At 28.5% G+C, this 22,112-nt stretch carries 24 protein-coding genes; 16 read left to right on the top strand and 8 right to left on the bottom strand.

Going from position 1 to position 22,112, the window contains the following annotated elements; all coding sequences use genetic code 4:
• Positions 1 to 14: 14 nt before the first annotated feature.
• Positions 15 to 704, top strand: a complete 690-nt coding sequence (locus SCLAR_RS03400; protein WP_100254536.1) for an MBL fold metallo-hydrolase — start codon at positions 15 to 17, stop codon at positions 702 to 704.
• Positions 705 to 789: 85 nt separating this feature from the next.
• On the opposite strand, the gene SCLAR_RS03395 is transcribed toward SCLAR_RS03400, so the two are convergent.
• Together SCLAR_RS03395 and plsY are read right to left on the bottom strand one after the other, a co-directional pair.
• Positions 790 to 1,752: a GMP reductase gene (locus SCLAR_RS03395; RefSeq protein WP_100254535.1), complete on the bottom strand. Its 963-nt coding sequence runs from the start codon at positions 1,750 to 1,752 to the stop codon at positions 790 to 792.
• 119 nt (positions 1,753 to 1,871) lie between these two features.
• A complete protein-coding gene (plsY, locus tag SCLAR_RS03390) occupies positions 1,872 to 2,714 on the bottom strand; it encodes a glycerol-3-phosphate 1-O-acyltransferase PlsY (protein WP_100254534.1) in 843 nt (280 codons plus the stop codon).
• A 118-nt stretch (positions 2,715 to 2,832) separates the two neighbouring features.
• Between plsY and SCLAR_RS03385 the strand changes: the two genes are divergently transcribed.
• The 5 genes from SCLAR_RS03385 to SCLAR_RS03365 are packed head-to-tail and all read left to right on the top strand — an operon-like array spanning position 2,833 to position 5,953.
• Entirely contained in the window at positions 2,833 to 3,513 is a 681-nt protein-coding gene (locus SCLAR_RS03385; protein WP_100254533.1) for a hypothetical protein, read from the top strand.
• Positions 3,514 to 3,522: 9 nt separating this feature from the next.
• Complete coding sequence (locus SCLAR_RS03380) at positions 3,523 to 3,822, top strand: hypothetical protein (RefSeq protein WP_100254532.1); 300 nt, start codon at positions 3,523 to 3,525, stop codon at positions 3,820 to 3,822.
• A 29-nt stretch (positions 3,823 to 3,851) separates the two neighbouring features.
• Positions 3,852 to 4,127 (top strand): hypothetical protein, encoded by a 276-nt coding sequence (locus SCLAR_RS03375; RefSeq protein ID WP_100254531.1) that lies wholly within the window; start codon positions 3,852 to 3,854, stop codon positions 4,125 to 4,127.
• Positions 4,128 to 4,170: 43 nt separating this feature from the next.
• Entirely contained in the window at positions 4,171 to 5,067 is an 897-nt protein-coding gene (locus SCLAR_RS03370) for a riboflavin kinase (RefSeq protein ID WP_100254530.1), read from the top strand.
• The gene (locus SCLAR_RS03365) at positions 5,021 to 5,953 is read left to right on the top strand and encodes a deoxyribonuclease IV (RefSeq protein WP_342351774.1); all 933 of its coding nucleotides are present in this window, start codon (positions 5,021 to 5,023) and stop codon (positions 5,951 to 5,953) included. The genes SCLAR_RS03370 and SCLAR_RS03365 overlap by 47 nt, the downstream gene beginning before the upstream one ends.
• A gap of 11 nt (positions 5,954 to 5,964) precedes the next feature.
• Here the strand turns inward: SCLAR_RS03365 and SCLAR_RS03360 are convergent, their stop codons facing one another.
• Positions 5,965 to 6,387 carry a hypothetical protein gene (locus SCLAR_RS03360; protein ID WP_100254528.1) on the bottom strand — a complete coding sequence of 141 codons (423 nt, stop codon included), beginning with the start codon at positions 6,385 to 6,387 and terminating at the stop codon, positions 5,965 to 5,967.
• 66 nt (positions 6,388 to 6,453) lie between these two features.
• Between SCLAR_RS03360 and SCLAR_RS03355 the strand changes: the two genes are divergently transcribed.
• The 10 genes from SCLAR_RS03355 (at position 6,454) to SCLAR_RS03310 (ending at position 16,698) form a co-directional block, all read left to right on the top strand.
• Positions 6,454 to 7,452 (top strand): lipoprotein, encoded by a 999-nt coding sequence (locus SCLAR_RS03355; RefSeq protein WP_100254527.1) that lies wholly within the window; start codon positions 6,454 to 6,456, stop codon positions 7,450 to 7,452.
• Between the two features lie 124 nt (positions 7,453 to 7,576).
• Positions 7,577 to 7,978, top strand: coding sequence for a transcription antitermination factor NusB (locus SCLAR_RS03350; RefSeq protein ID WP_100254526.1), 402 nt, complete (start codon positions 7,577 to 7,579; stop codon positions 7,976 to 7,978).
• 13 nt (positions 7,979 to 7,991) lie between these two features.
• Positions 7,992 to 10,046 carry a hypothetical protein gene (locus SCLAR_RS03345; protein WP_100254525.1) on the top strand — a complete coding sequence of 685 codons (2,055 nt, stop codon included), beginning with the start codon at positions 7,992 to 7,994 and terminating at the stop codon, positions 10,044 to 10,046.
• Between the two features lie 17 nt (positions 10,047 to 10,063).
• Positions 10,064 to 11,350 carry an exodeoxyribonuclease VII large subunit gene (gene xseA, locus SCLAR_RS03340; RefSeq protein WP_157795136.1) on the top strand — a complete coding sequence of 429 codons (1,287 nt, stop codon included), beginning with the start codon at positions 10,064 to 10,066 and terminating at the stop codon, positions 11,348 to 11,350.
• Positions 11,343 to 11,549: an exodeoxyribonuclease VII small subunit gene (gene xseB, locus SCLAR_RS03335; RefSeq protein WP_157795135.1), complete on the top strand. Its 207-nt coding sequence runs from the start codon at positions 11,343 to 11,345 to the stop codon at positions 11,547 to 11,549. The genes xseA and xseB overlap by 8 nt, the downstream gene beginning before the upstream one ends.
• 108 nt (positions 11,550 to 11,657) lie before the next feature.
• The gene (locus SCLAR_RS03330) at positions 11,658 to 12,836 is read left to right on the top strand and encodes a hypothetical protein (RefSeq protein WP_100254522.1); all 1,179 of its coding nucleotides are present in this window, start codon (positions 11,658 to 11,660) and stop codon (positions 12,834 to 12,836) included.
• Between the two features lie 23 nt (positions 12,837 to 12,859).
• Entirely contained in the window at positions 12,860 to 13,687 is an 828-nt protein-coding gene (locus SCLAR_RS03325; protein ID WP_100254521.1) for a TlyA family RNA methyltransferase, read from the top strand.
• A complete protein-coding gene (locus tag SCLAR_RS03320) occupies positions 13,674 to 14,981 on the top strand; it encodes a Y-family DNA polymerase (protein WP_169921842.1) in 1,308 nt (435 codons plus the stop codon). Before SCLAR_RS03325 ends, SCLAR_RS03320 begins: the two co-directional genes overlap by 14 nt.
• Positions 14,982 to 14,993: 12 nt before the next feature.
• A complete protein-coding gene (locus tag SCLAR_RS03315; RefSeq protein ID WP_100254519.1) occupies positions 14,994 to 15,659 on the top strand; it encodes a SprT-like domain-containing protein in 666 nt (221 codons plus the stop codon).
• Positions 15,660 to 15,786: 127 nt separating this feature from the next.
• Entirely contained in the window at positions 15,787 to 16,698 is a 912-nt protein-coding gene (locus tag SCLAR_RS03310) for a hypothetical protein (RefSeq protein ID WP_100254518.1), read from the top strand.
• 141 nt (positions 16,699 to 16,839) lie between these two features.
• Here the strand turns inward: SCLAR_RS03310 and coaE are convergent, their stop codons facing one another.
• The 5 genes from coaE to SCLAR_RS03285 all read right to left on the bottom strand — a co-directional run bounded on the left by coaE (position 16,840) and on the right by SCLAR_RS03285 (position 22,107).
• On the bottom strand, positions 16,840 to 17,433 hold the full coding sequence (gene coaE, locus SCLAR_RS03305; protein ID WP_100254517.1) for a dephospho-CoA kinase: 594 nt from the start codon (positions 17,431 to 17,433) through the stop codon (positions 16,840 to 16,842).
• A 52-nt stretch (positions 17,434 to 17,485) separates the two neighbouring features.
• A complete protein-coding gene (locus tag SCLAR_RS03300; protein ID WP_100254516.1) occupies positions 17,486 to 19,063 on the bottom strand; it encodes a hypothetical protein in 1,578 nt (525 codons plus the stop codon).
• A gap of 186 nt (positions 19,064 to 19,249) precedes the next feature.
• A complete protein-coding gene (locus SCLAR_RS03295; RefSeq protein WP_100254515.1) occupies positions 19,250 to 20,305 on the bottom strand; it encodes a hypothetical protein in 1,056 nt (351 codons plus the stop codon).
• A gap of 11 nt (positions 20,306 to 20,316) precedes the next feature.
• The gene (locus SCLAR_RS03290; protein WP_100254514.1) at positions 20,317 to 20,598 is read right to left on the bottom strand and encodes a hypothetical protein; all 282 of its coding nucleotides are present in this window, start codon (positions 20,596 to 20,598) and stop codon (positions 20,317 to 20,319) included.
• A 75-nt stretch (positions 20,599 to 20,673) separates the two neighbouring features.
• Positions 20,674 to 22,107, bottom strand: a complete 1,434-nt coding sequence (locus SCLAR_RS03285; protein ID WP_100254513.1) for a hypothetical protein — start codon at positions 22,105 to 22,107, stop codon at positions 20,674 to 20,676.
• Positions 22,108 to 22,112 lie beyond the last annotated feature (5 nt).

The following is a 22,112-nucleotide window of genomic DNA, read 5'->3' as shown; positions in this document are numbered from 1 at the left end:
AAGGAGTAGTACAAATGATACAAGTATTTACTGATAAAAACTTTAGAGATACGAATGCATATTTGTTGTACAACAATAACAATGAAGGTATTTTAATTGATACTGCAAATGGCCAGTATAATGATATTTTAACTTTTACAAGTGAAAAAAATATTATCATTACTGATATTTTTATAACTCATGGTCACTTTTCTCACTGTTATGGAATTAATGATATAGTAAAACAACATAATCCTAAAAGTGTTTACATTGGTAAAGCAGATTTATTAATGCTATTTGACCCAAATAAAAACACTAGTGCTTATTATAATATTGAAAATGAAGGTTGGGTTGCTGATCCATTTAAGAATCTCAAAGTAATTTCAGAAAATTGTGAAATGAAAATTAATGGTTATGATCTTAAAATTATTACTTGTCCAGGACACACAGAAGGTTCAATCGCCATTATTTTCCCTGACTTAAAATGTATTTTTAATGGTGATAGTATCTTTTTAAATAAAAATCCCTTAACAATTTCAACAACAGCTTATGATGAAGAAAAACTTCTAAATAACTTTATTTATCTAATTGAAAACTTTTATCCAGGTTACTCATTGTTTCCAGGTCATTTTGATTGTGGTTTTGAACTTGATCGCATTATTATTGAAAATGATTGAATAAAAAAAGAGTGTCAAATTAACACCCCAACAAAAGACAAAAAATAACAATGACTTGTCAACTGTTATTATTTACAAACATTATTCAAATACAAAAAAACTCCAACAATTTAGGGAGTTTTTTTAATGATTCTTAGAAGTTACTTGTTTTTAAAATTACATAATCAACTTTTTTGATATCACTAACTTTTTTACCACCTGAATATGAGATTGATGATTGTAAATCCTCTCTCATTTCTTTATAAGTATCCATTAGTTTACCTCTAACTTTGATTAGTTCTTTTTTTCCTTCAACATAACGTTTTTCACCCTTGTTATATTCACTAGCACTTCCATAGTACTCTTTAAACATAACATCATCAACTAGCACATTTTTACCTGGTGATTCTTCATGGGCTGCAAATAAACTACCAATCATACACATAGTAGCTCCAAAACGAATTGATTTGGCAATGTCTCCATTAACTCTTAATCCACCATCTGCAATAATTGGTTTATTAGCGGCAGCACTACATCATTTTATTGCTCCTAATTGTCAACCTCCAGTTCCAAAACCAGTTTTTAATTTAGTAATGCAAACTTTACCAGGACCAACTCCAACTTTTGTGGCATCTGCACCTCAATATTCTAAATCTCTTACTGCATAAGGGGTTCCAACATTTCCTGCAATAACAAAAGTTTTGTATTGCATATGTTTTTTGATGTGTTCTATCATATTTTTGACATTCAGTGAATGACCATGAGCTATATCAATTGTGATGTATTCAGGAATTAAGTTTTGTTGAGTTAAGTCTTCAATTAACTTAAAATCAGCAGCTTTAACTCCAACTGAAATTGAGGCTATTAAACCTTGGGCTTTCATTTTTTTAACAAATTTAATATTATCTACATTAAATCTGTGCATAACATAAAAGTAATTTTCTTTAGCTAATTTTTCACATAATTCTTCATTAATAACTGATGCCATATTTGCGGGAACTACTGGCATCAAAAAGGTGTGATTACCTAACTTAACAGTTGTGTTACACTCAGTTCTTGAATTCACAATACACATACTTGGTACTAATTGAATGTCTTCATAATCAAATGCGTACATAATACTTCTCCAATCCTTTGAAATTATACAATAAAAAAATTAATATTTTTTTGCAAAATAAAAAATCAAGAAATCTTCTTGAAATATATTTATCAAATTTCTTAAAATATGCATAAAACCTAATTGGTTTTCTTAGTTGGACTAATTTTTTGCTCAAGATCATTTGTTGTGGATTTTTGCTTTTTAAATTCAAAGAAAGGGGGCTCAGTTTTTTTAATAAGTCTCACAATGTTTTGTCTGTGTTTAAAAATTAAAATCACAACACTTATGGTCATTATAATTTGAATTACAAAGAAACTATCAAAAAAATTAGCATTTGATGATTTATTGGGAATCTTGTGGAGAGCATTAAATGGCATAGCAATTTCTCAATTAGCAGTGGATTTTAAAGTTGTAAAGAATTCAAACCCATTATAGTCAAAATAAGTTTTTGAATTTAAATCTGCAAAAGTTAATAATGATAATGGGGGTAGTCAAATCAAAATCATAACCACAATGGCTCCAAAAATACTTGAAACACTAACACGACGGAAAATAAAAATTAAACTAAATCACACCAAGGTGAATGCTAAAAATAAAATTCAGTTTGTTACAAATAAAAGACCAATTAAACAACTTACTGCTTTTCCGCCTCTAAATTTATAATAAATTGGGTAGCAATGTCCAATTAATGTAAAAAGACATGGTATAAAATAACTTGTTTGATTAAATGCTTGGTGAGGGATTAACGAAATTAAAAATGCAATTAAAACTGTGAGCAGAATTTTTCCTGCATCCATAAACATTATTGCCAATCCTCATTTTTTGCCAATCATTCGACTAGCATTAGTAGCTCCTGCATTTTTGCTACCAAATTCTCTAATATCTTGTTGCGATTTTCATCTAACAACCACAATTGAAAATGAAACACTTCCTAAAAAATAACCTAAAATAGAGGTTAGTATTGTTCCAATTATTCACATAATTCCACGCCTTTCATTGCCTGTTCATTTTTAATAATACTACATTTAGTTGTCCCTATGCAAGAAAAAATGGTGTAAAATAATGTAAAAGCATCAAAAAAATAAAGGGGGTCCAAATATGAAATTACAAGAAAAAATAGATCTTAAAAACTTGGTATTCGAATTTTATAAGGCTGATGTTAAAAAATTGCTAGGAGCAGGTGAATTCAATATTTCTGATTCTGACAAAAATCAATTACTAAATTTAGCAAAATCTCAAGACATTAAAGTATTATATGAAGGTATTAAGACAATTTTTGAAAATAATCTTAGTGCTGAGCAATTTGATTTAAGTATTATGCTAACTTTACTAATTCAACGCTACAACTATTTTTACATTACTGAACAAGAGTGACTAAAATATTGCTTAGAAGTTAAAGATTTAGCTTTACAAGATGATTTAGGTTTATATATTGATTATGTGGCACATTTTTTTACCAAGCAAATTGATTTATATGTTAAAAATTATTTAGAAATTTTACAAACCTATGAAGTAAATGACTGAAATGAAAAATTTTATCTTTCATTAAAAAATCTTGTTCTTGAAATTGAACTAGCAGAAGATTTTGTTATAAAATTAGAAGCAATGGAACAACTAGTTATTTTCTTACAAGATACAAAAAATATTTATGCTTCACTTGAAGGTGTGGGAATTGAAGAACGCAAAAAAGAATTTCTAGCACATTCAAATGAAGTTAAAATTGTCTTTCAGTCAATGGACAATTTGATTAACCAAATTTTGTTAGATTTAAGAAAGTAGGAGTTAATTATGTTTAAAAAATATTTAAAAATGGATGCAACACAATTAAACTCTGAAAAAGCAAATCTAACTGCAAGATTAAAAACTTTTAGAGAGGACATCAAAAAAATTGAACGCAAAATCAAAAAACCATGTTGATGAGTTTTGGTCATTCCATTATTTGGTTTATTTATCTTTAATGGAATGGTTAATAAAAGGAAAATCAGCACTGGTTTAGGTGATGAGTTAATCGAGCTTAAATCAAATGAATTATATTTAGAACTTGAAATTAAGTTTATTGAACAAAAAATTGAAGAATTAAAAAAATAAACCAAATCAAGATCAAGGGGGAAATAACAATGAACAACAATAAAAAAATATTTAAAATAGGTAAAGATTTAGAGGTAACACTGAACCGTATTTACTTTGACATTCCATTTATGAATTGTGCACACAATAAAATTGCATTAGATCTTAGAGATAACATTTACAAATGCATTAAACCTGGGTGTTGAAGACAATTTTGGTTTGAATCAACAGAACAATATAAGATATTTCGTCACAGAGTCCAACCAAAATTTGACTTTAGAAAAGCAGAACTAGATTATAAAGCAACATTCAATGAAAACTATTAATTATCATTTTTTAGCATTGCTTGCATAGAATAGGGGTAAATTGATGACTACTTTTTTTACTTATAACAATTCAACGACAATTAATGTTGAATTTCAACCAAGTGTAGCATTACTTGCAGATTTTGAAAATTGAACTGCTTTTGAAGATGAACAAATTAGAACACTAAAGGAATTTGCTAAAAAAAATAATTTGCAAACAACTTTATTGGTGCCTTTTGACTCATATTACAATCCTGGTCTGTGAAATCAAGAAAATATCAAAATACTTGCTAGTAAAGTTCAAGTAGATTTAGTAATTTTTTATGCTATAAACCCAATGTTTGCAAAGTTAGAAGATAATGAAATTTATCAAGATCTAGCAAATTCTTTAAATTTAAAAAAAATTATGGTAGCAGATAATTTTCAAGACAGAGTTTGTCAGAGATTAAATACACTTTTTTGCAAATCCTTTTGAAAAGAGTCTTGTCAAATTGTTGGGGATTTTCAAACAAAACCAACTCCAATATTATTAATAGACCTATTAGCACAAGCACAATTTAAAGAATTTAAAGAACATTCTGGATTAGATTTTTGTTTTAGTGCTCTAGTAAGTCATGGTAAAAAACTAGGTAGACAACTTGGTTTTCCTACAATAAACTTATTAACTCCTCAAAGACTACCATTAAATGATGGAGTTTATGCTTGTCAAGTCAAAATTACTGGGGTTGACTCCTTATTGAAGGGGGCAGGATTTTATTGAAAAAACGAACTTGACCAAGAGGTTTTTGAAATTAACTTATTAGATTTTGATCAAGAAGTGTATGATAGAAAAGTTGATGTGAAAGTCATTGCAAAAATTAGAGAACCAATCAAATTTACTCAGCTAGAAGATTTAAAAAAAACCTTATGTGAAGATGTTCACCAGGTCAGAAAGGTATTTAATAATTATGAAAAAAACTAATTTTTATTTAGGTAGTCATGTTAGTATGAGTGCGAAAGAAGATTATTTGGTTGGAAGTGCTCTAACTGCAATAAAAAATGGTGCAAATACTTTAATGTTTTATACAGGAGCACCACAAAACTCAATTAGAGCAGCCACTTCAAAACTAAATATTGAAAAATTCCAACAAATTTTAATTGAAAATGAACTTGATATCAACAAAGTAATTTGTCATGGTCCTTACATTATTAATTTAGCCAACACAATTAAGCCTGAAACTTTTGAGTTGGGGGTTAGATTATTAAAAGAAGAGTTAATTAGACTTGAAGAAATTGGTGTTCACACAGTAGTTTTACATCCAGGAGCTGCAGTTGGTGGAGACCGTACTTTAGCACTAAATTCAGTAGCCAAAGGAATTAACCAAGTTTACCAAGCTTTACCAAACTCTAAAGTAAAAATTGCCTTAGAAACTATGAGTGGTAAAGGTACTGAAGTTTGTATTAGTTTTGAAGAATTAAAAATTGTTTTAGATCAGGTTGAAAAAAAAGAAATGGTGGGAGTGTGCTTTGACACATGCCACTTACATGATGCAGGTTATGATATTAAAAACAATTTCAACCAAGTGGTAGTCGAGTTTGATAAGTTAATAGGTTTGGATAAACTATTTGCCATTCACTTAAATGATTCAAAAAACCCCATTAATGCTCATAAAGATAGACATGAAAACATTGGTTATGGTTATATTGGTTTTGATGCACTTTGTGAAATTGTTCATAATCCTATTTTTAGTGAGATACCAATAATTTTAGAAACACCATGATTAAATGATAATTCAACTCCATATGCTGCAGAAATTACTATGCTAAAAGCTAAAAAATTTGCAGATGTTTTTAAAGATAAAAGATAATTACCTTACTTTTATTTGTACAAATGCAACTTAAGTTGCAAAGCTTCATCAAGTTTCTTTGCAATATTTAAAAAATTTGTTACAAGTTTGGGTGAGATTAAATTTAATGAATCTTGATTGGCGCTAACCATTAAAAAACTTGTTTTAATGAAGTTATGTCACAAAACTGAATTTGTTTGATAATTTGGCATTTCATTTAAATTAATGTCCTCAGCCTCAAAAACCTGAGAAAAATTTAGCTTGTATCTATTTAGGCAATCTGCTTGTAAAATCTCAAAGCAGGTTGAAATTTCTAATAAATTATTGAAGTTTATTAAAATATCTTCACAAAATCCATCTATTTCTTTTGAACTATATTTGGGCTTTTCAGCATCACCAAGTAAGTGAAATAGGGTATTTAATTCATCAGAATTATCAAAAAAAGCTGCGCTCATATACAAAATCTCCTATATAATTAGTATATATTAGTGCAGAGGGAACTGCAAAGGGGAAATATAAAAATGAAAAAATTATTAGGATTATTAGCAGGAGCTAGTTTAATTGCAACTTCAACAACCACAGTTGTTGCATGTAATACCAGAACATTGGGTTCTGAATATTCAAATATTTCGTCACTTAATAGTATTTGGACAAATTCATTAATCAATAATGTACCATTAAACTTGATACTAAATGGGAATTACTTTGGTACTGACTCTGATGGCGGATTAAGTAGTAAAACTAAGTTAGAACACCAATTAAGTAACTTAATTAGTTTTAGACTTAGCAATTTTGAAAAATGAGAAGAAGTGTTTAATTCAGGAGATTTAAGTTTTTCATATAAATTTGAAGGAATTGAAGTTCCTAGTGATGAGGCAGAAATGAATAGTTTTTTTGACAATTTAATTGCCAAACATAAGGGTGCTGCTAGAATTTCAGGAACATTTAAAATTACAAGTGGCAGCAACTCAACAAATGATTTAGAATTTAACTTAACTGCTCAAGAAGCATTTTCAACAAAACTAAACGTTGATAATAAAACAATTGAAGTTGATACACCTCTAACTAAATTTGTAGAATTAGCTAGTGACACATTATGGTTAGATCAAAGCAAAGTAAATAAAACAGAAATGACAACTGCAGAACTTCAAGCAATTGCATATCAATCACTATTAACACAAATCAAAAATTCTAACTACTCAGTTTATGTTAATCAAATTTACTCACAAGTGTCAGCATCAAACTTTGTTTTAAACTATCAAGCACTTAATATCTCAAACCTTATTAGTTACTTGATGAATCCCTTTAAAAATAAGGATGAAAAATTAACTTTTGTTACTGGTAATGAAGGAAAACTTGAAAAAATTGAGGGTGGTTCATCAACTATTAAAGACTTTAAACTGTTTGGAGTTAACGTTACTTTAAGAAGTTTAACAAAAATTAAAATCACAGATGGAGTTACACCAACCCCAACTCCACCAGAAAATCCAGGAACTCCAGAAGAAGCTAGTAATCAATAAATTATAGTTAAGCAAAAATTCTCATAAATATATGAGAATTTTTTAATTTACAAGGGTTGTTTCTTGGTGATTGTAAATATTTTGTTATAATAAGAAGGATAACTTCAAAAAAAGGAATTTACTTATGGAAAAAACAGTTAGCTATTTAAAAACTAGAAGAAGGTATTGTGTACAAATCTTGTATAAGTTATACATTGTTGATGAGGATTTAACCAAGTTAAAACAAGAGGTATTAGATGGAACACAATTTGAAGAAAACAGTGATGATATGAGTAACTTCATCATGAAGGTACTAGATCATTTTGTTGAAATTCAAGAAGCAGTGAAACCTTTAATTAGTGAAAATTGAACTTGGGAACGTCTCCCCAATATTATCAAAGCAATTTTGATTAATGGTAGCTATGAAATAACTCAAAAGATCACAAGTAAAGCAATTGTAGTTAATGAAAGTATTGACATGGTGCGAGAATTCTTGCCAAGTTGAGATACTGCATTTTTAAATGCTGTTTTAGATAAAATTGAATAAAGGTGGTGGAAAAATGAGTGTAAGAAACACAAAGATATTAAGAGAACAATTAAATGATTATAAAGCTAAAGTTTCTCAAACAATTTATAATTTGCTAATGAAAGAATTTAATGTCTATTTGGAAAGAACTAAACTCGGGATTGAAATGTATGATTATAAAACTCTATTAACTGAAGCTTTTTGTGACTTTTATTTACTAAGTTTTATGATAGACTTTGCCAAAAAATCTTTAAGTGAAAAAAGTTTTGGAGTAATTAATGAATATTTATACTATGCTCAGCAAAAAATCAAAAACAGACAAATTAAAAATGTTGTAATAATTACTGCAGCCAGGGTTGAGAAAACCGACACTCAATTCATGGATTTTGTTAATCAAATTAACCGTAAATTCAAAGTTGGTGTTAAGGTTCGTAACACTAACTGGTATTACATTGATTTCTTTAAAGATAATATTCTACACTATGATTCAATGTATCGTTTACAAAGTAACTTATCAAAACATTTTAGTAAATTTGATAAAAATATTTTTACAGAAATAGCCAATGAAGAAGTTTTAAAGCTAAAATTAGACTACAAAATCTTGTGAAATGATTATTTTTCAAGAATAATTTTAAATTCATTTGGACGCTTTGACATTATGCCAACAAATTATGTCAAAGGACAAACTGAAGAAACTCAAAATAAAGTTTTAAAGTCATTAGATCCAACAACTTTGGTAATTTATTACAACAATGTTGATGTTCAAAAAAATTATAAAACAGCTTTTTTAAATGACATCAAAATATTTAACAATCTTTTAGTTCATGATGTTCCAGTTATTAGTGTGGGAAAATATGAAGACCTGAGTTTGATTAATCTTATTTCTCAAAAAAACTTTAGAACTCTTACTGAGACAGCAGTTGTTTTTCAAGGTGATCCTCATAACTTATTAGAAGTTATTGAAGCTCCAACTTCAATCAACACTTCTCGTTCACTAATTAATAACAAACCTCTTGAAAATAAAAAAACAGTTCAAAAAGAAAAAGTTAAGAAAAAAATAAAACCAAAAGTTGAAGAGAAACCAGAAGTAACTCAACAAATTCCAATCAATACTACAAATACATTGAATATGTTTTGAGATGAAATTGCCAATGACAGTCCGGCAACTGAAAATGATTTAATGAGAACCACAGACCTTGATGAACCTGAGGTTGTTGAAACAATGTTCAAACTTAAAAATTCAAAAACAGTTTCAACCAAAACTGTCCAGTTAAATAGCGAAGTTACAGACCTTGAATCAAAAACTGTGGACTTTGATGAAGTGTTGAAAAGAAATGAAGCTAAATACAATAATGCCAATTCATTAATTGATGACAACTTAGCAGAACAATACTCAAAAACAATTGACTTCAACAAAGGAATTGATGATGAGGAAATTGATAACTCTGAGGATTTTGAAATTAATAGTGATGAAAATTTTGAAACCAAAACATTTTCAAGTGAAAATAATTTTAACAATGATGAAAAAAATGATACAGAGATTGTTCAAAAAATTAATAGTATCTTTGATGAGGTTTCAACAAAAAAAACCAAAACAATTAATTTTGAAAATGATAATTTAAAGGAAACTCAAACCATCACCAAGACACTTGATCTTGATAAACTTGATACAGATACTGACTTTGAAAATATTACTCAGACAAATTTATTTTCCAAACAAAAATATTCAGAACTTTTGTTAACAGTTTTAAATAATGATAACATTGAAAAAATTGATGATTATGTTTATAAACTTGATGACTATAAAAATGTTTTTAAAAAATTTGAACATCTGTTTATTGTTAATACAAAAAAAATTAAATTCAGTTCAACAGATGTTGATGACAAAATTATTAATGAAACAAAGTTTGAAATATCGCAAGCTGATTTTAAAGAGTTAAGTGAATTTATTTCAAAAAATTATTCAACCTATGAAAAAAAATTAAATTCAGGAATAATTACAAAAGAAGAATTTATGATTTACTACTTGGTGTATCTAAAAGTAAAATTATCTATAAGTAAAATTGAGTATATTGAATTAGTCTACTAGCAAGAAAGGTGATCAATTTGCAAGTAACAGAATTTATAAAAATTTCAGAATTTAGTGATCTTATTAAAGAAGTTTTAGAAAATGAAAGGTCATTAAAAGATGTAGCAGTCAAAGGTGAAGTTGCTAACCTAACTTTCAACAAGTCAGGTCATGTTTATTTTTCTTTGAAGGATGCTGAAGCAAAAGTTGATTGTGCTATTTGAAAAAGTCGAGCATCAATCATAATGAATTTAAATGTCAGTGAAGGAACAGAAGTCATTGCAATTGGAAACATAAGTTATTATAAACCATCAGGTAAAATAACTTTTGTAGTTAACAATCTTCAAATTGATGGGGTTGGAGCATTAGCAATTGAATATGACAATAGATTAAGAGAAGTTCAAGAAAAAGGTTGATGTGATGAAGTCAACAAAAAACAAATCCCAAAAATTCCAAACAACATTGGGATTGTCACTGCAGCCACTGGTGATGCAGTTAGAGATTTGATTAGTAATATGCGTCGTCGTTACAAAGTTGCAAATATTTATTTGTTTCCAACCTTAGTTCAAGGTGATGGTGCAGCAAAAGATATTGCAAGTAAAATAATTATGGCAAATAATTTTTCTCACAAGCTTGATGTATTGATAGTCGGAAGAGGTGGAGGAAGTTATGAAGATCTTTGAGCATTTAATGAATGACCAGTTCTTAATGCAATTCATGAATCAAAAATACCTATCATAACTGGGATTGGCCATGAACCTGATGTCACCATTGCAGATTATCTTGCTGACAAACGTGCCTCAACTCCAACTGCTGCTGGAGAATATGCAACACCTGATATTAATGCAATTTATAAAAGTTTGGATAATACCCAAACTCAGTTAGCAAATATTTTACAAAACAAGTTAACTCTACTGAGAACAGAAATTATAAATTTAAAAAATAATCTGCAAGCTCAGTTAGAAAATAAATTAATTGCTTTAAAAAATAATATCAAAAACTTATTTTTGTTATTAAATCAAATTGTTCAAGCAAGACTTGGTAACATTAAATCATCGCTAACAACAATGTTACAAAATCAAGTTAGCCAATTAAAATTAAAATTTAATGAAGCACAACAAAATATTAACAATCAAATTGAGAAATTGGATTTGCTAAATCCAATTAAGCCACTTGAAAAAGGATTTGCTATATTAAAGCATAACAATAAAATTGTAAGAAGTGTTACAGAGTTAAATGCAAATTCTAAATTAACAGCTCAATTGCATGATGGTGTAATTGACTTAGATGTTGTTAACATCAGAAAGGAAAAAACAAATGAGTAATAAAAATTTTACTGACACAATCGCACTATTAAAAGATCTTACAAACAAACTTAATGACAGTTCAACTAGTATGGAAGATTCAATAGAACTTTTCAAACAGGCTTCAAGCTTAATTAAATCTGCTAAAACAGAACTTGAAACAATTGAAGGGGAAGTCAAAAAAGTAATTAGTGAACTAGACATTGAAGATTTTAAATAAGCATTTTTTGCTTATTTTTTAATAGGTTTTAAACTAAGTATTTGGTTCTAAGTAATTAATCACAATTTATTTTTTGGTATAATAAGAACAAGTAAAGGAGGGGTTTTAATGAATATTCAAGAAGAAAAACAATTTTTTATTGATAAATTATTAAAAGACAAAGATGTAAAAAATCTCTTAAGAAATGTCCCTCCTGAACAGGTTGATGCTTTTTTAAATGACATTAACCAAATCAGAAATGTCTTGCATATCAAAAATAACAATGACCGAATCATTTTAAATGAATATGAAAGATTATTTGTAATTCCTGAGGGGACTGAACAAACTTTAATTCGGGAGCTACACCAATTCAATCGGGATTTTTATGAAGATAAACTTCCAGAACATTATATTTTAAATTTTGATTCAGATAGTGTTGAGATTAATTCTGATTATAATAACTTTTATCAAAACTACAATGAAAAAACTTTACAACAATCAAACCAAGCTTTAAACACCAAAAAATTTAGTATTGATGATGACCAAACAATTGATTTGAATGGTTCTTTCTTTGAAAAACAACAAAGTTCAATCAATGATCAAACTTCTTTAACTTTAGAAAACATGATTGACTCAAATTCACAAGGTAATTTTAACACAGTTGAAATTACTCAAGCTGATTTAAATATTGATGTTAAAAAATCAAATCAAGTAATTGATAAAGGATTAGTTGATGATGAACTTTACACAATTGATATGGTTGATGATGAGGATAAACCAAACAAAAAACTTAGCAAAAAATATGCAAAGCAACTTAAAAAAGCACAAGCAAAAGAAAAAACAGATTCTAGTTTAAAAGTAGCGCAAGAGCTAGCACCATTAAATATTGATAAACTTTTTACTCCAACTCGTCAAGTAACTTCAAGGCACTCAGATTTAGAGGATATAATTAATTCTGGTTTAAATAAAAAACCAATTATAAATTTGGAGAACGAGATTGAGGTTGAATCTGAATCTGAAAAACAACATGAACTAGAAATTATTAAAGATCATTTAGATAATGGCAAATATGGACGCTTAAATTTATCACGTCCAATGTCACTAACTTGTGCAAGGTATATGCGCAGACTTGAAAATTTAAAAAAAGGATTCGAAAAAACTTATGGTTCTGAACTCTTAAAGAAAGTTACTGAATGAGTTAAAATGGAAAATGCACTTTATGCAAGTCTGGATAGCAAAAGAAATTTACAAGAGTTAAATAAAAAAAGAGATAAACTTAAAGTTAAGTCAGTTAAAAAATTTAAATAATTTTTAAGAATAGGGGTGATTATATGAAACAACGTTTAGATCAAATTTTACTTGAGAAAAATTTATTTGATAATAGAAATAAAGCTAGAGGTTTTATAATTGCTGGTAAAGTAATTATTAATAATGAAAAAATTATAAAACCAGGAACAATGTTTCATCCTGAAAATTTACAAATTAAAATTTTAACTGATGAAAAAGAATTTGTTAGTCGTGCTGGTGCAAAACTTGAAAAAGCAATTCAGTTTTGAAAAATAGATTTAGCAAATAAAGTTTGTTTAGACATCGGAAGTTCAACAGGTGGTTTTACAGATTGTTGTTTATTTTTTGGTGCAAGTTATGTCTATGCAGTTGATGTTGGTACCAATCAACTTGATTGAAAGTTGAGATCTAATCCAAAAGTAAAAGCAATGGAGAAAACAAATTTTCGCAATGTGACAAAAGATTTTTTTGAAAAAAAAATAGATTTTTTCTGTTGTGATGTTAGTTTTATCTCTGTTGAAAAAATTTTAATACCATTAAAAAATATTGTTGAAAATGATATTGATGGTATCATTTTAATCAAACCTCAATTTGAATCTGATCGTGAGGATGTCAAGAATGGTAAAATAAATCAAAAATCTGGACATAGAAAAAGTATTGAAAGGGTTTTGCAATACTGTCAAGAAAATAATTTCTCAGTAAATGACATTAGTTGATCACCAATTTTAGGAAATAAGAAAAAAAATATTGAATACTTATGTTGAATAAAAAAATGCCTCAATCCAATTTTAAATATCTCTGCTGCAAGAATTGAACAAATTGTTAATGAGTGTTGAGATTATTTTAAGGATATTGAAGATGAAAACAAATAAAGTAATTTTTTTGTTGGACATGGATGCATTTTTTGCAGCATGTCACATCGCGACCGACCAATCATTAGCAGATAAAAATGTAATTGTGGCAACTCCAAATAACAAATCAATAATTTCAACTGCTAGTTATAATGCTCGTAAATTTGGAGTCAGAGCAGGGATGCCTGTTTTTAAAGCTAGAGAACTTTGTCCAAACTTAACAATTGTAAATTCAGATTTTTCTCTTTACATAAAATTTTCACATCTAGTTTTTGATTTGATCTCAGAAAACTTCACAGATCAAATTGAAGTTGCATCAGTTGATGAATGTTATATTGATGTGACAAATATTTGAAAAAAATATGGCACAGTTAAAAAATTAGCACAACAAATTCAAGAAAAAATCTTGAAAGAGCTAAATTTATCTTGCTCAATTGGTATTAGTACCAACAAATTTCTTGCAAAAACTTGTGTTAACTTTAACAAACCATATGGAATATCACAATTGCTAATTGAAGATGTTCCAAAACTTTTATGACCAATGCCAGTTAAAAAAATGCATATGATTGGTCCTGCAACTGAAAAAACTTTAAACATTAACAATATTTTTACAATTTATGATTTAGCACATGCAAAACTTGAAGATATTCAATTATTGCTTGGCAAAAAAGGTTTTCTATTATGGAACTGAGCTAATGGCATAGGTATTGATGAGGTTCATGTTGAAAGCAATGAATTAAAATCAATTGGAAATGAATTAACTTTAAATTTTCCAACAAACAATAATAAAGAAATTGAAGATATTTTATATGAATTATCTTTAAAAGTAAGTGATAGATCAAAAAAAAGATATTTAAAAGGAAGAACCATAACTGTTGTTATTAAATACCGTCGTCAACAAGGAGTTGTGTATAATTGACAAATTCATAAAAAAATAACAACAAAACAAGAAACAATTGCCACACCAACAGATAACCCAAATGTAATTTTTGCTTCTGCAAGAAAAAGTTTTTATGAACTGTGAAATGGTTCTGAAATTAATTTAATTGGGGTAAGACTCTGACATTTAAGCGATGACATCAAACGAATGATGCAAATTTCAATTTCAGACATTGTTAATGATAAATACAATAATAACAATGAAATCGATATGCTTGTCAAAGAATTAGAAGCAAAATTTGGTGCCAAAACAATTTTTACAGGTGACAAACTTTTGAAGTATAATAAGAAAAACAGAGCACAAAGTAAATATTTGAAAAATGATGATGTACATCTTTCAAATGACAGCATTATTAAAAAATGAAATAAAAAATAGGGGTGATTTAAAGTGAATCAAATATTGCTTGAAGATGTTATTACTGAATTATCTTCAATCCATCGACAATTAAATGAAATTTTATTTGACAACAAATTAGTTCAAGTAAAAATTGCTGTTGAAAACAATAAACGTCAAAGTAAATCCTTGATGTTAGGTCATTTTAATCCCAATGATGGTTGACTAGATGGTAACAAGATGCAAATTTCAATTTGAACATTAGCTTTAAATGGTGATTATTATGAATTAATTGGAATTTTAGTTCATGAAATGATTCACCAATATAATTATCAAAATGGCATCAAAGATGTTGAAAACAACCAGAGACACAATAAAAAGTTCAAAACTGCAGCAATTTCAATTGGAAAATTGTACATAGAACCAACAATTAGGGGTTCAAAAACAAATGCTCATGGTAAGGGTTATGCCTATACTAAAACTTCAAAAGAATTGCGACAAATCATTGATAAGCAGTTGGATTTTAACAAAGCTGCCTTACAAATCAAACATAAATATGCTATTGTTGGTGACCAAAGAGGGTATGAAAAGCGAAATAAATATACTTGTAGTGGGTGTAAACTGGTAATTACTAGTAGTAGATCTGACTTAAGTTTATTGTGTTTAAATTGTTGTACACTAATAATTAAGACTGATGATCAATATAAGTTACCCGAGTAAAGTGTATATTGTAAAATACACTTTATACAAATAAATGTCTAAACATTGTATTATATCTATGATAAAATTAAATTGGTGTGTAGTCAAAATACCCTACACTACTTAACATAATCGGAGGAAAGCATATATGGGAGCATTTGCGCCAAAATTTTGTTCAATTCACCTAAAAATTCATGTTTGTGATGAACAGCAAGTTTCAAAAAAACTTAGCAATATTGAAAATGATCTAAGTGCCAAAGTCAGAAGACTACATGGAGTTCAAACAGAAGAAGAGATTGCTGCAGAACTTGCCAAAAAACAAGATGCACCAGGAACTTTTGGAGCAATTCTTGCTGAAGCAAAAGCAAAGGCGGCCAAACAAAAACAAGAATTAAGTCAGCAAGGAAATAATGCTGAGGAAGGAAAGGTTGTTAGTGAAGAGGAAGTAAGTAGTCGTATGGCTGCTTTAAGAGCAAAAATGCAAGGTGGTTCACCTTCTCCCACAAATCAAGACATTCCCCTATCAACCCCTACTACAGGACTTGGAGAAATTATAAAAAAAGCCAAAGAACACCAAGCAGATAACCCTAATGCTCAATTTAAAGTCCCTGTGCGCTCCGTTAAAGGCCAAGTTGAAAAGAAACTCACATCAGAAAAAACAACTCGAATAGATGCATTAAATGAGACAAATTTGGATATTTCTGAGTTAGATATGGATAAAATTGAAGTTGCCAAACCAGTGAAAGCAAGTAAGGTAAAAACAACTGCGACTGAAGTAACAAGTAAAAAGACTGGAACAAAAATTCAAAAAGAAGCTAAAATTGATGAGGATAAAATCTTTACTATTGAAGAAACTCAAGAATTAATTAAAAAAGCTGTTAATGCAGCTGTTAAAAAAACCGTTAAAGAAACCTTAAAACAAGTGGGTATTGATACCAAAACAACTGCTGTTAAAAAAACTGCAGTAAATAACAATAAGAAAACAGATGTAAAAAAAGCAAAAACTAACAATTCAAAAGTAGTTCCCAAAAAAACAGCAGTAAGTAAAACAGCAAAGTAATAATACTAGCAAAAAATAACTAAATTAAAAAAAGCCCCAATATGATATTGGGGCTTTTTATTCGACTATCATTAACATTAACTTTTTTTAGATCAACAAATCTAAAAAAAGTACAAAACTAACTTAGTTTACAAAGATTTTTTACTTATTATGATGAGTGGAGGAAATTTGTTTCACCAATTTATCAATATTTTCATAAAAAACTTCAATGTTATCATTATTTTCAAGAACATAATCAAATTTAAAATTATTTAAGTTATTTCTTTGGTAACTTGAAACTGATTTTATTTCCTGAACTTCCCTTTCATCACGAGCAACCACATCATCAATTCTTTGCAACTCATCTTTTTGCAATAAAATAGTTATATCAAATTTAACATTCAAGCCTGCTATAATTGCAGCTTCAATTACAACAACCCTTTCATTTTTATAATCATGACTTATCAAATAGTTAATTTTATCTGAAATTAAGGGTCACATAATTTCTGTAAATTTATCATTTAATTTAGCATCCAAAAAAACAATACTTCTTAATTTTTTTCTATCAATTTTTCCCTCATTTGTAATAACTTGGGGGATATTTACTTTTAAAAACTCTAACACTCTTGCATCTTTAATAACTTCTTTTGAAATTAAATCAGCTTCAATTACAACTACTTCATAGGTCTTTTTTAAATAATTTAACAAGGTTGACTTCCCTGCTCCAATAAAACCACTCACACCAATAACAAACATAACAAAATCAACTCCCTTTATAAAAAATCATTTCTCGAAGAAATGATTTTAATTAACTGTGAAAATGTCTACTAATTGCTGTTTTAATTTCAGCTTTATTTGGAGACATGGCCAATATTGCTTCTAAACAAATTTCACGATAACCATCATAATTTTCACTTTCTTTAGCACTTTCTAATCTACTTAGAATATTTAGTTTATTGTTAATTTCACTAAAGTTTGTATCAACTTTAGTTCTAATACAATATCCTATTTTCCCATATAGTTCTTTGTGTTTAAAAGTTAGGACATAGATTTGTTCAATTACTTGCTCCATCTCAATCAAATTTCACTTGCTGTATGCAAAGTTATATTTGTCAATCAATTTGTCAAGATTATATTTGTCAGATCCAAAAATTTCAATTCTAGGATTATCAATCATTTTTTCAAGTAACAAGACAAATTTTGGATCTTTTCCAACAACTGAACGCAGTACACTTTCAACCTCAGAAACTTCATTATTTCAGTCAAATTTAGCCGACTTACTTTTATAATCATCAATTTTACTTTTAGCTTTTTTGTATAATGGCGAACTTGTTAGTGCAGCTTTTGATAAAATATCTGCTAAACTTGTGTAAAAATCAAGACATTTTGGTTTTAAGTTTGAAGTCAATTTTTGCGGTCCCAGTTCAGTTGTTCTTGTCACAGCTAGATCTGAAGTTTTTTCAGTTCCAGGTACAATAACTTCTCTAATTACTTCAGTATTTGTTGCCAAGACACTACTAATTGAAGCTAAAACAACTGCATTAATTGTTCCCCATGAGCAAGCACCACATGTTGTTCCAATTAAATTATTAAGTAAAAATACTAATAATGGTAAAGTTGGGACAATTGCTCACATTGCTTTTAAGAAAGTACTATCTTTTACAACTGAAGATCCAATGTATTGAATTCCTGTCTCTTTTACTCAAGCATTGTTAAAATGAACTAATGATAATCAATAAAATTTTTTGCTAAGTCCAGTGCCTACTAATCAAGCTTCAATGTTATTTTCATAGATTTCAGAATCTCCAGCTTCAATAATAATGCTTCCTTTAAGATTAAAAGTAATAAACCCTCCTGCTGAATATGGGTAAACTGATGCCAATGAAATAAATCCAGTAATAAAAATTAACACTAAAAAAAATCATGACAATGTCAAAGTGTATTGATAACTTCTAATTGGTTTAACAACTCTAGCAATACCTTTTTTACTTAAAGGACTGTAACCAATTGCATGAGTGATTGCTCTAACTGTCATCACCAAAACTGCTAGACCTCCAACTGCAAGAGGAATTCAAATGATTGCAATTTTACTTGGTAAGAAAACCACTGCATTCCCAGAAACTGATTCTGTTGCAATAAAAGGCAATCACTTAAGTAAATTTCAAACCTGCAATCCTTTTTCTTCAACAATTAACTCATCAGTCAGTTCTCTTGTGAAGAAGTTTCTTAGTCAAATTTCAGATGAATAACCATCAACTGAGTAATTCACAATTGGAGATAACAGCATACAAACCCCAAAACTTAAAAAAGCCAAACCAAATAAAACAGTCGCCACAATCATATATTGAGCCTTGCGGTTCTTTTTAATTATTTTAACCTTTTGCACGAAGAGCCCTCCTTCATAATAATAATTGTAATAATTATACACTATTTTTACATTAAATTATACATTGTACCATAAAATATAGAGCAAACCTTGTTTTTAAGTGTTAAATTTCAATAACTGTAAAGACATTTTTAGATAGTTATTTATCAAATAAAAAAGAGACAATAATCTCTTTAAATTTAAAAATTAACCTTGGACAAAAAAGTCTAAATCTGTTCTTAGATCTCTAATTGTAAGACACTCATTAATTAAACGAACTTGTTTACTTGTTAATTCAAAGCTTCTAAAATTAAATCTTTGTTCTTCACTTAAATAAATACCATCAGCTTCAATTGAATGTTCAGGTTTTAAACATGCAGGAATCATTCCTGTATCCACCTGCTTATTAGTAATAAACTTAAATAAGGGGCGATATTCACCTCTTCCTGGTCCTAAATTGATTAAACCAATTGCAAACATTGGGTCAACCACAAACATGCTTAAAACTGAGATTTTAGTTCTTTCATCCATGAAGTTAGCAATAGTTTTATTAGTTAAAATTAGTGATTTTTCATCTAATTCTGAAACTCGATAAACTTTAATAAAGGTATTGTTCACAATGTTGTGAAAATAAGCATCTAAGAATTTATAATTTTGATTTTCTAAGGCATTATATGGGACAAAAATTTGTTTTTTAAACTCTTGGTGCACAAAATTGACCCCAGAATCTTCAATGTACTTGAATAAACTTTCAAAAATCCTTGGTGTAAAGATATAATCATACATCTCAAACAACACATAACTTATAATTGATAAAATTGTGCGACGAATGTCTAAAGAAATTTCAGGATTTAAAACATCAAAAACTCTGTAACTACCCAATTCATTAAAATTGTATCGATAATCTCCATTCAACAAAGATACTAAAAAATAAAAATACTTAATGAATAAGACCTCTTTACCTGTCATTGTAATTTCAGACCCTTTTTTTCCAATTCGGCGATCAAAAATAGTACGTGCAATTTTAGCGATTTGACTATATTGTCTTTGGATTAACTCAATGTCAAAACTTGTATCTCACTCAAAAAGGACTTTAATTAAAGGATCATTTTCAACTTCTACTTCAACTACTTGGTCTGAGGCAAAATCTATGTATTTAAAAGTTCTTTTACCATTATCATCTACTGTAATTCAACGGTTTAAGAACTCAGCTGGCAAAAGTAAATTCCTTTTAATATTTTTTTTCATATTAAAATCACTCATACTTAATCCTCCTATCCATCACTTTCGATTAGTTGTAACTGCTTGGCAATTGAAATTGGGGTCGCTGTAATAATTAACTTCTCAGGTAATTTTATCACAAAATAAATGTCTTGTTTTTTGGTGTGGATATACAAATGTGTTGAGGTTTCAAAACATTTAGTTGATTTTTCAATCATATCAAGTACCTTTTCTTTTAAAAGATACTCTTCACTATTTCCAAGATTCAAACGTTGTTTTATTCTCTGAATTGAGTGGTCTGAAAATTTAAATTCATGACGATAGTAATATCCCATTTAATAACCTCATTTACCCTATTTTTATAATTATATTAAACCATATTTTTTTTAAAAAAAATAGAGTCTCCTACTCTATTTTTCATCTGATTCTTTTGGGTTATTTTTGCTTTCATAAAAGTCTCGAATCACATCTTCATCCTCAAAAAGAGTGGGATCCATCTTATATTTACGACCATTCATAGCTTCTCCCATTGCTTTTTGATATTCACTAACTGCTCTCATCACTTTATTGCGATCTGTTGCTGGGTTGTAGAATAATAAAGTAATTACAACCACTAGTGCAAGAAAAGAAATTGCCATTTCAATTCATAAGAAAATTGCTGCAAGTTTGATGCTATTGGTATCTAAAAACATTTGATATATCGATCTTATATTTGCATCTCATCCAGTAACATTGCTAACTGAAGAACTAACATAACCTCACTCCACATTTGCTGCTCTGGCTGCTGCTTCAAATGATGATTTTAAATTGACTTCAAAAGTTGATTGATTAACCATTGCTGGTCAAATGTATTTTGCTGATGTAATATATTTCATACCAGTTATAATAACAAAAAACAAGGCATAAAATACTATCATTCATGAAATGCGGAATTGATCACGATAATGTCTTGGTTTTGTTAATAAAAAGTAAGCAACCCCAGTACCAGAGGCAAGACCAATTAATACAGTAAAATAACTTAAAACCTGAGTGTTTGCACCTGTAAATCCAGTCATAATTGGCAAGATAAGTTCTTCAATTTTTTTATCAGTTATAAAAATTCATCCACTAAAAAAATCAGGATTTTCAACAATACTTACTTTTACTGATTGTGAGAGAATAACTATTTCACCAATCACAAAAATTAATGTTAAAAGTGCAAAAATACATCCTGAAACAAGTTTGAAATATTTCATATTCTTTGGTTTTGAACGATAAGGGTAAAATCTTGGATTTTGTAACGGTGGGATTGGAATATCTCCAAAATTTACCTGTTGTCCACCAAAACCATCTTGGAAAAATTGGTTTTTTGGATTTGTGTTTGGTTGTTCACTATTTTTATCAACCACCTCAACAATTGGTAAAACTTCAGTAGTCTCTTCAACCTGCTCAGTGTATAATGACTTCATTTGTTCAGTCACTTTTGAGTTCAGTTTGATTTCCTCAGCAGTTATTTCTAGATTATTGCTCATTAAAACTTCTTTTGGAACATTATATAAATTTAGTGATACTGTTAAAGTATCTGCATAATCTGCATAGATGTCTGTTTCTGATTTATCATCAGGTTTTTCAAACTTTAATTTTTCCTTAGTAACGTTAACAATAGCCTTAGCATAAATTTGACTTCAATTTGTGTCTTTAAAAGAACAGTCATAATCTTTTTCAAGCGCTAGTAAATCATTTACTAAACTTATTGCCTTAGTTTTGTACTCAAGATTTAAAGCAATTTTAGTACGCAGTTTCTCATTCTTAATTATGTTAAATAATGAAACCACAATATCTTCATATATTTTTTTTGCTTCCATAATTA

Origin of the sequence: Spiroplasma clarkii, assembly GCF_002795265.1 — a bacterium.
Lineage (GTDB): Bacteria > Bacillota_I > Bacilli_A > Mycoplasmatales > Mycoplasmataceae > Spiroplasma_A > Spiroplasma_A clarkii.
This window is presented reverse-complemented; position numbering and strand designations above follow the sequence as displayed.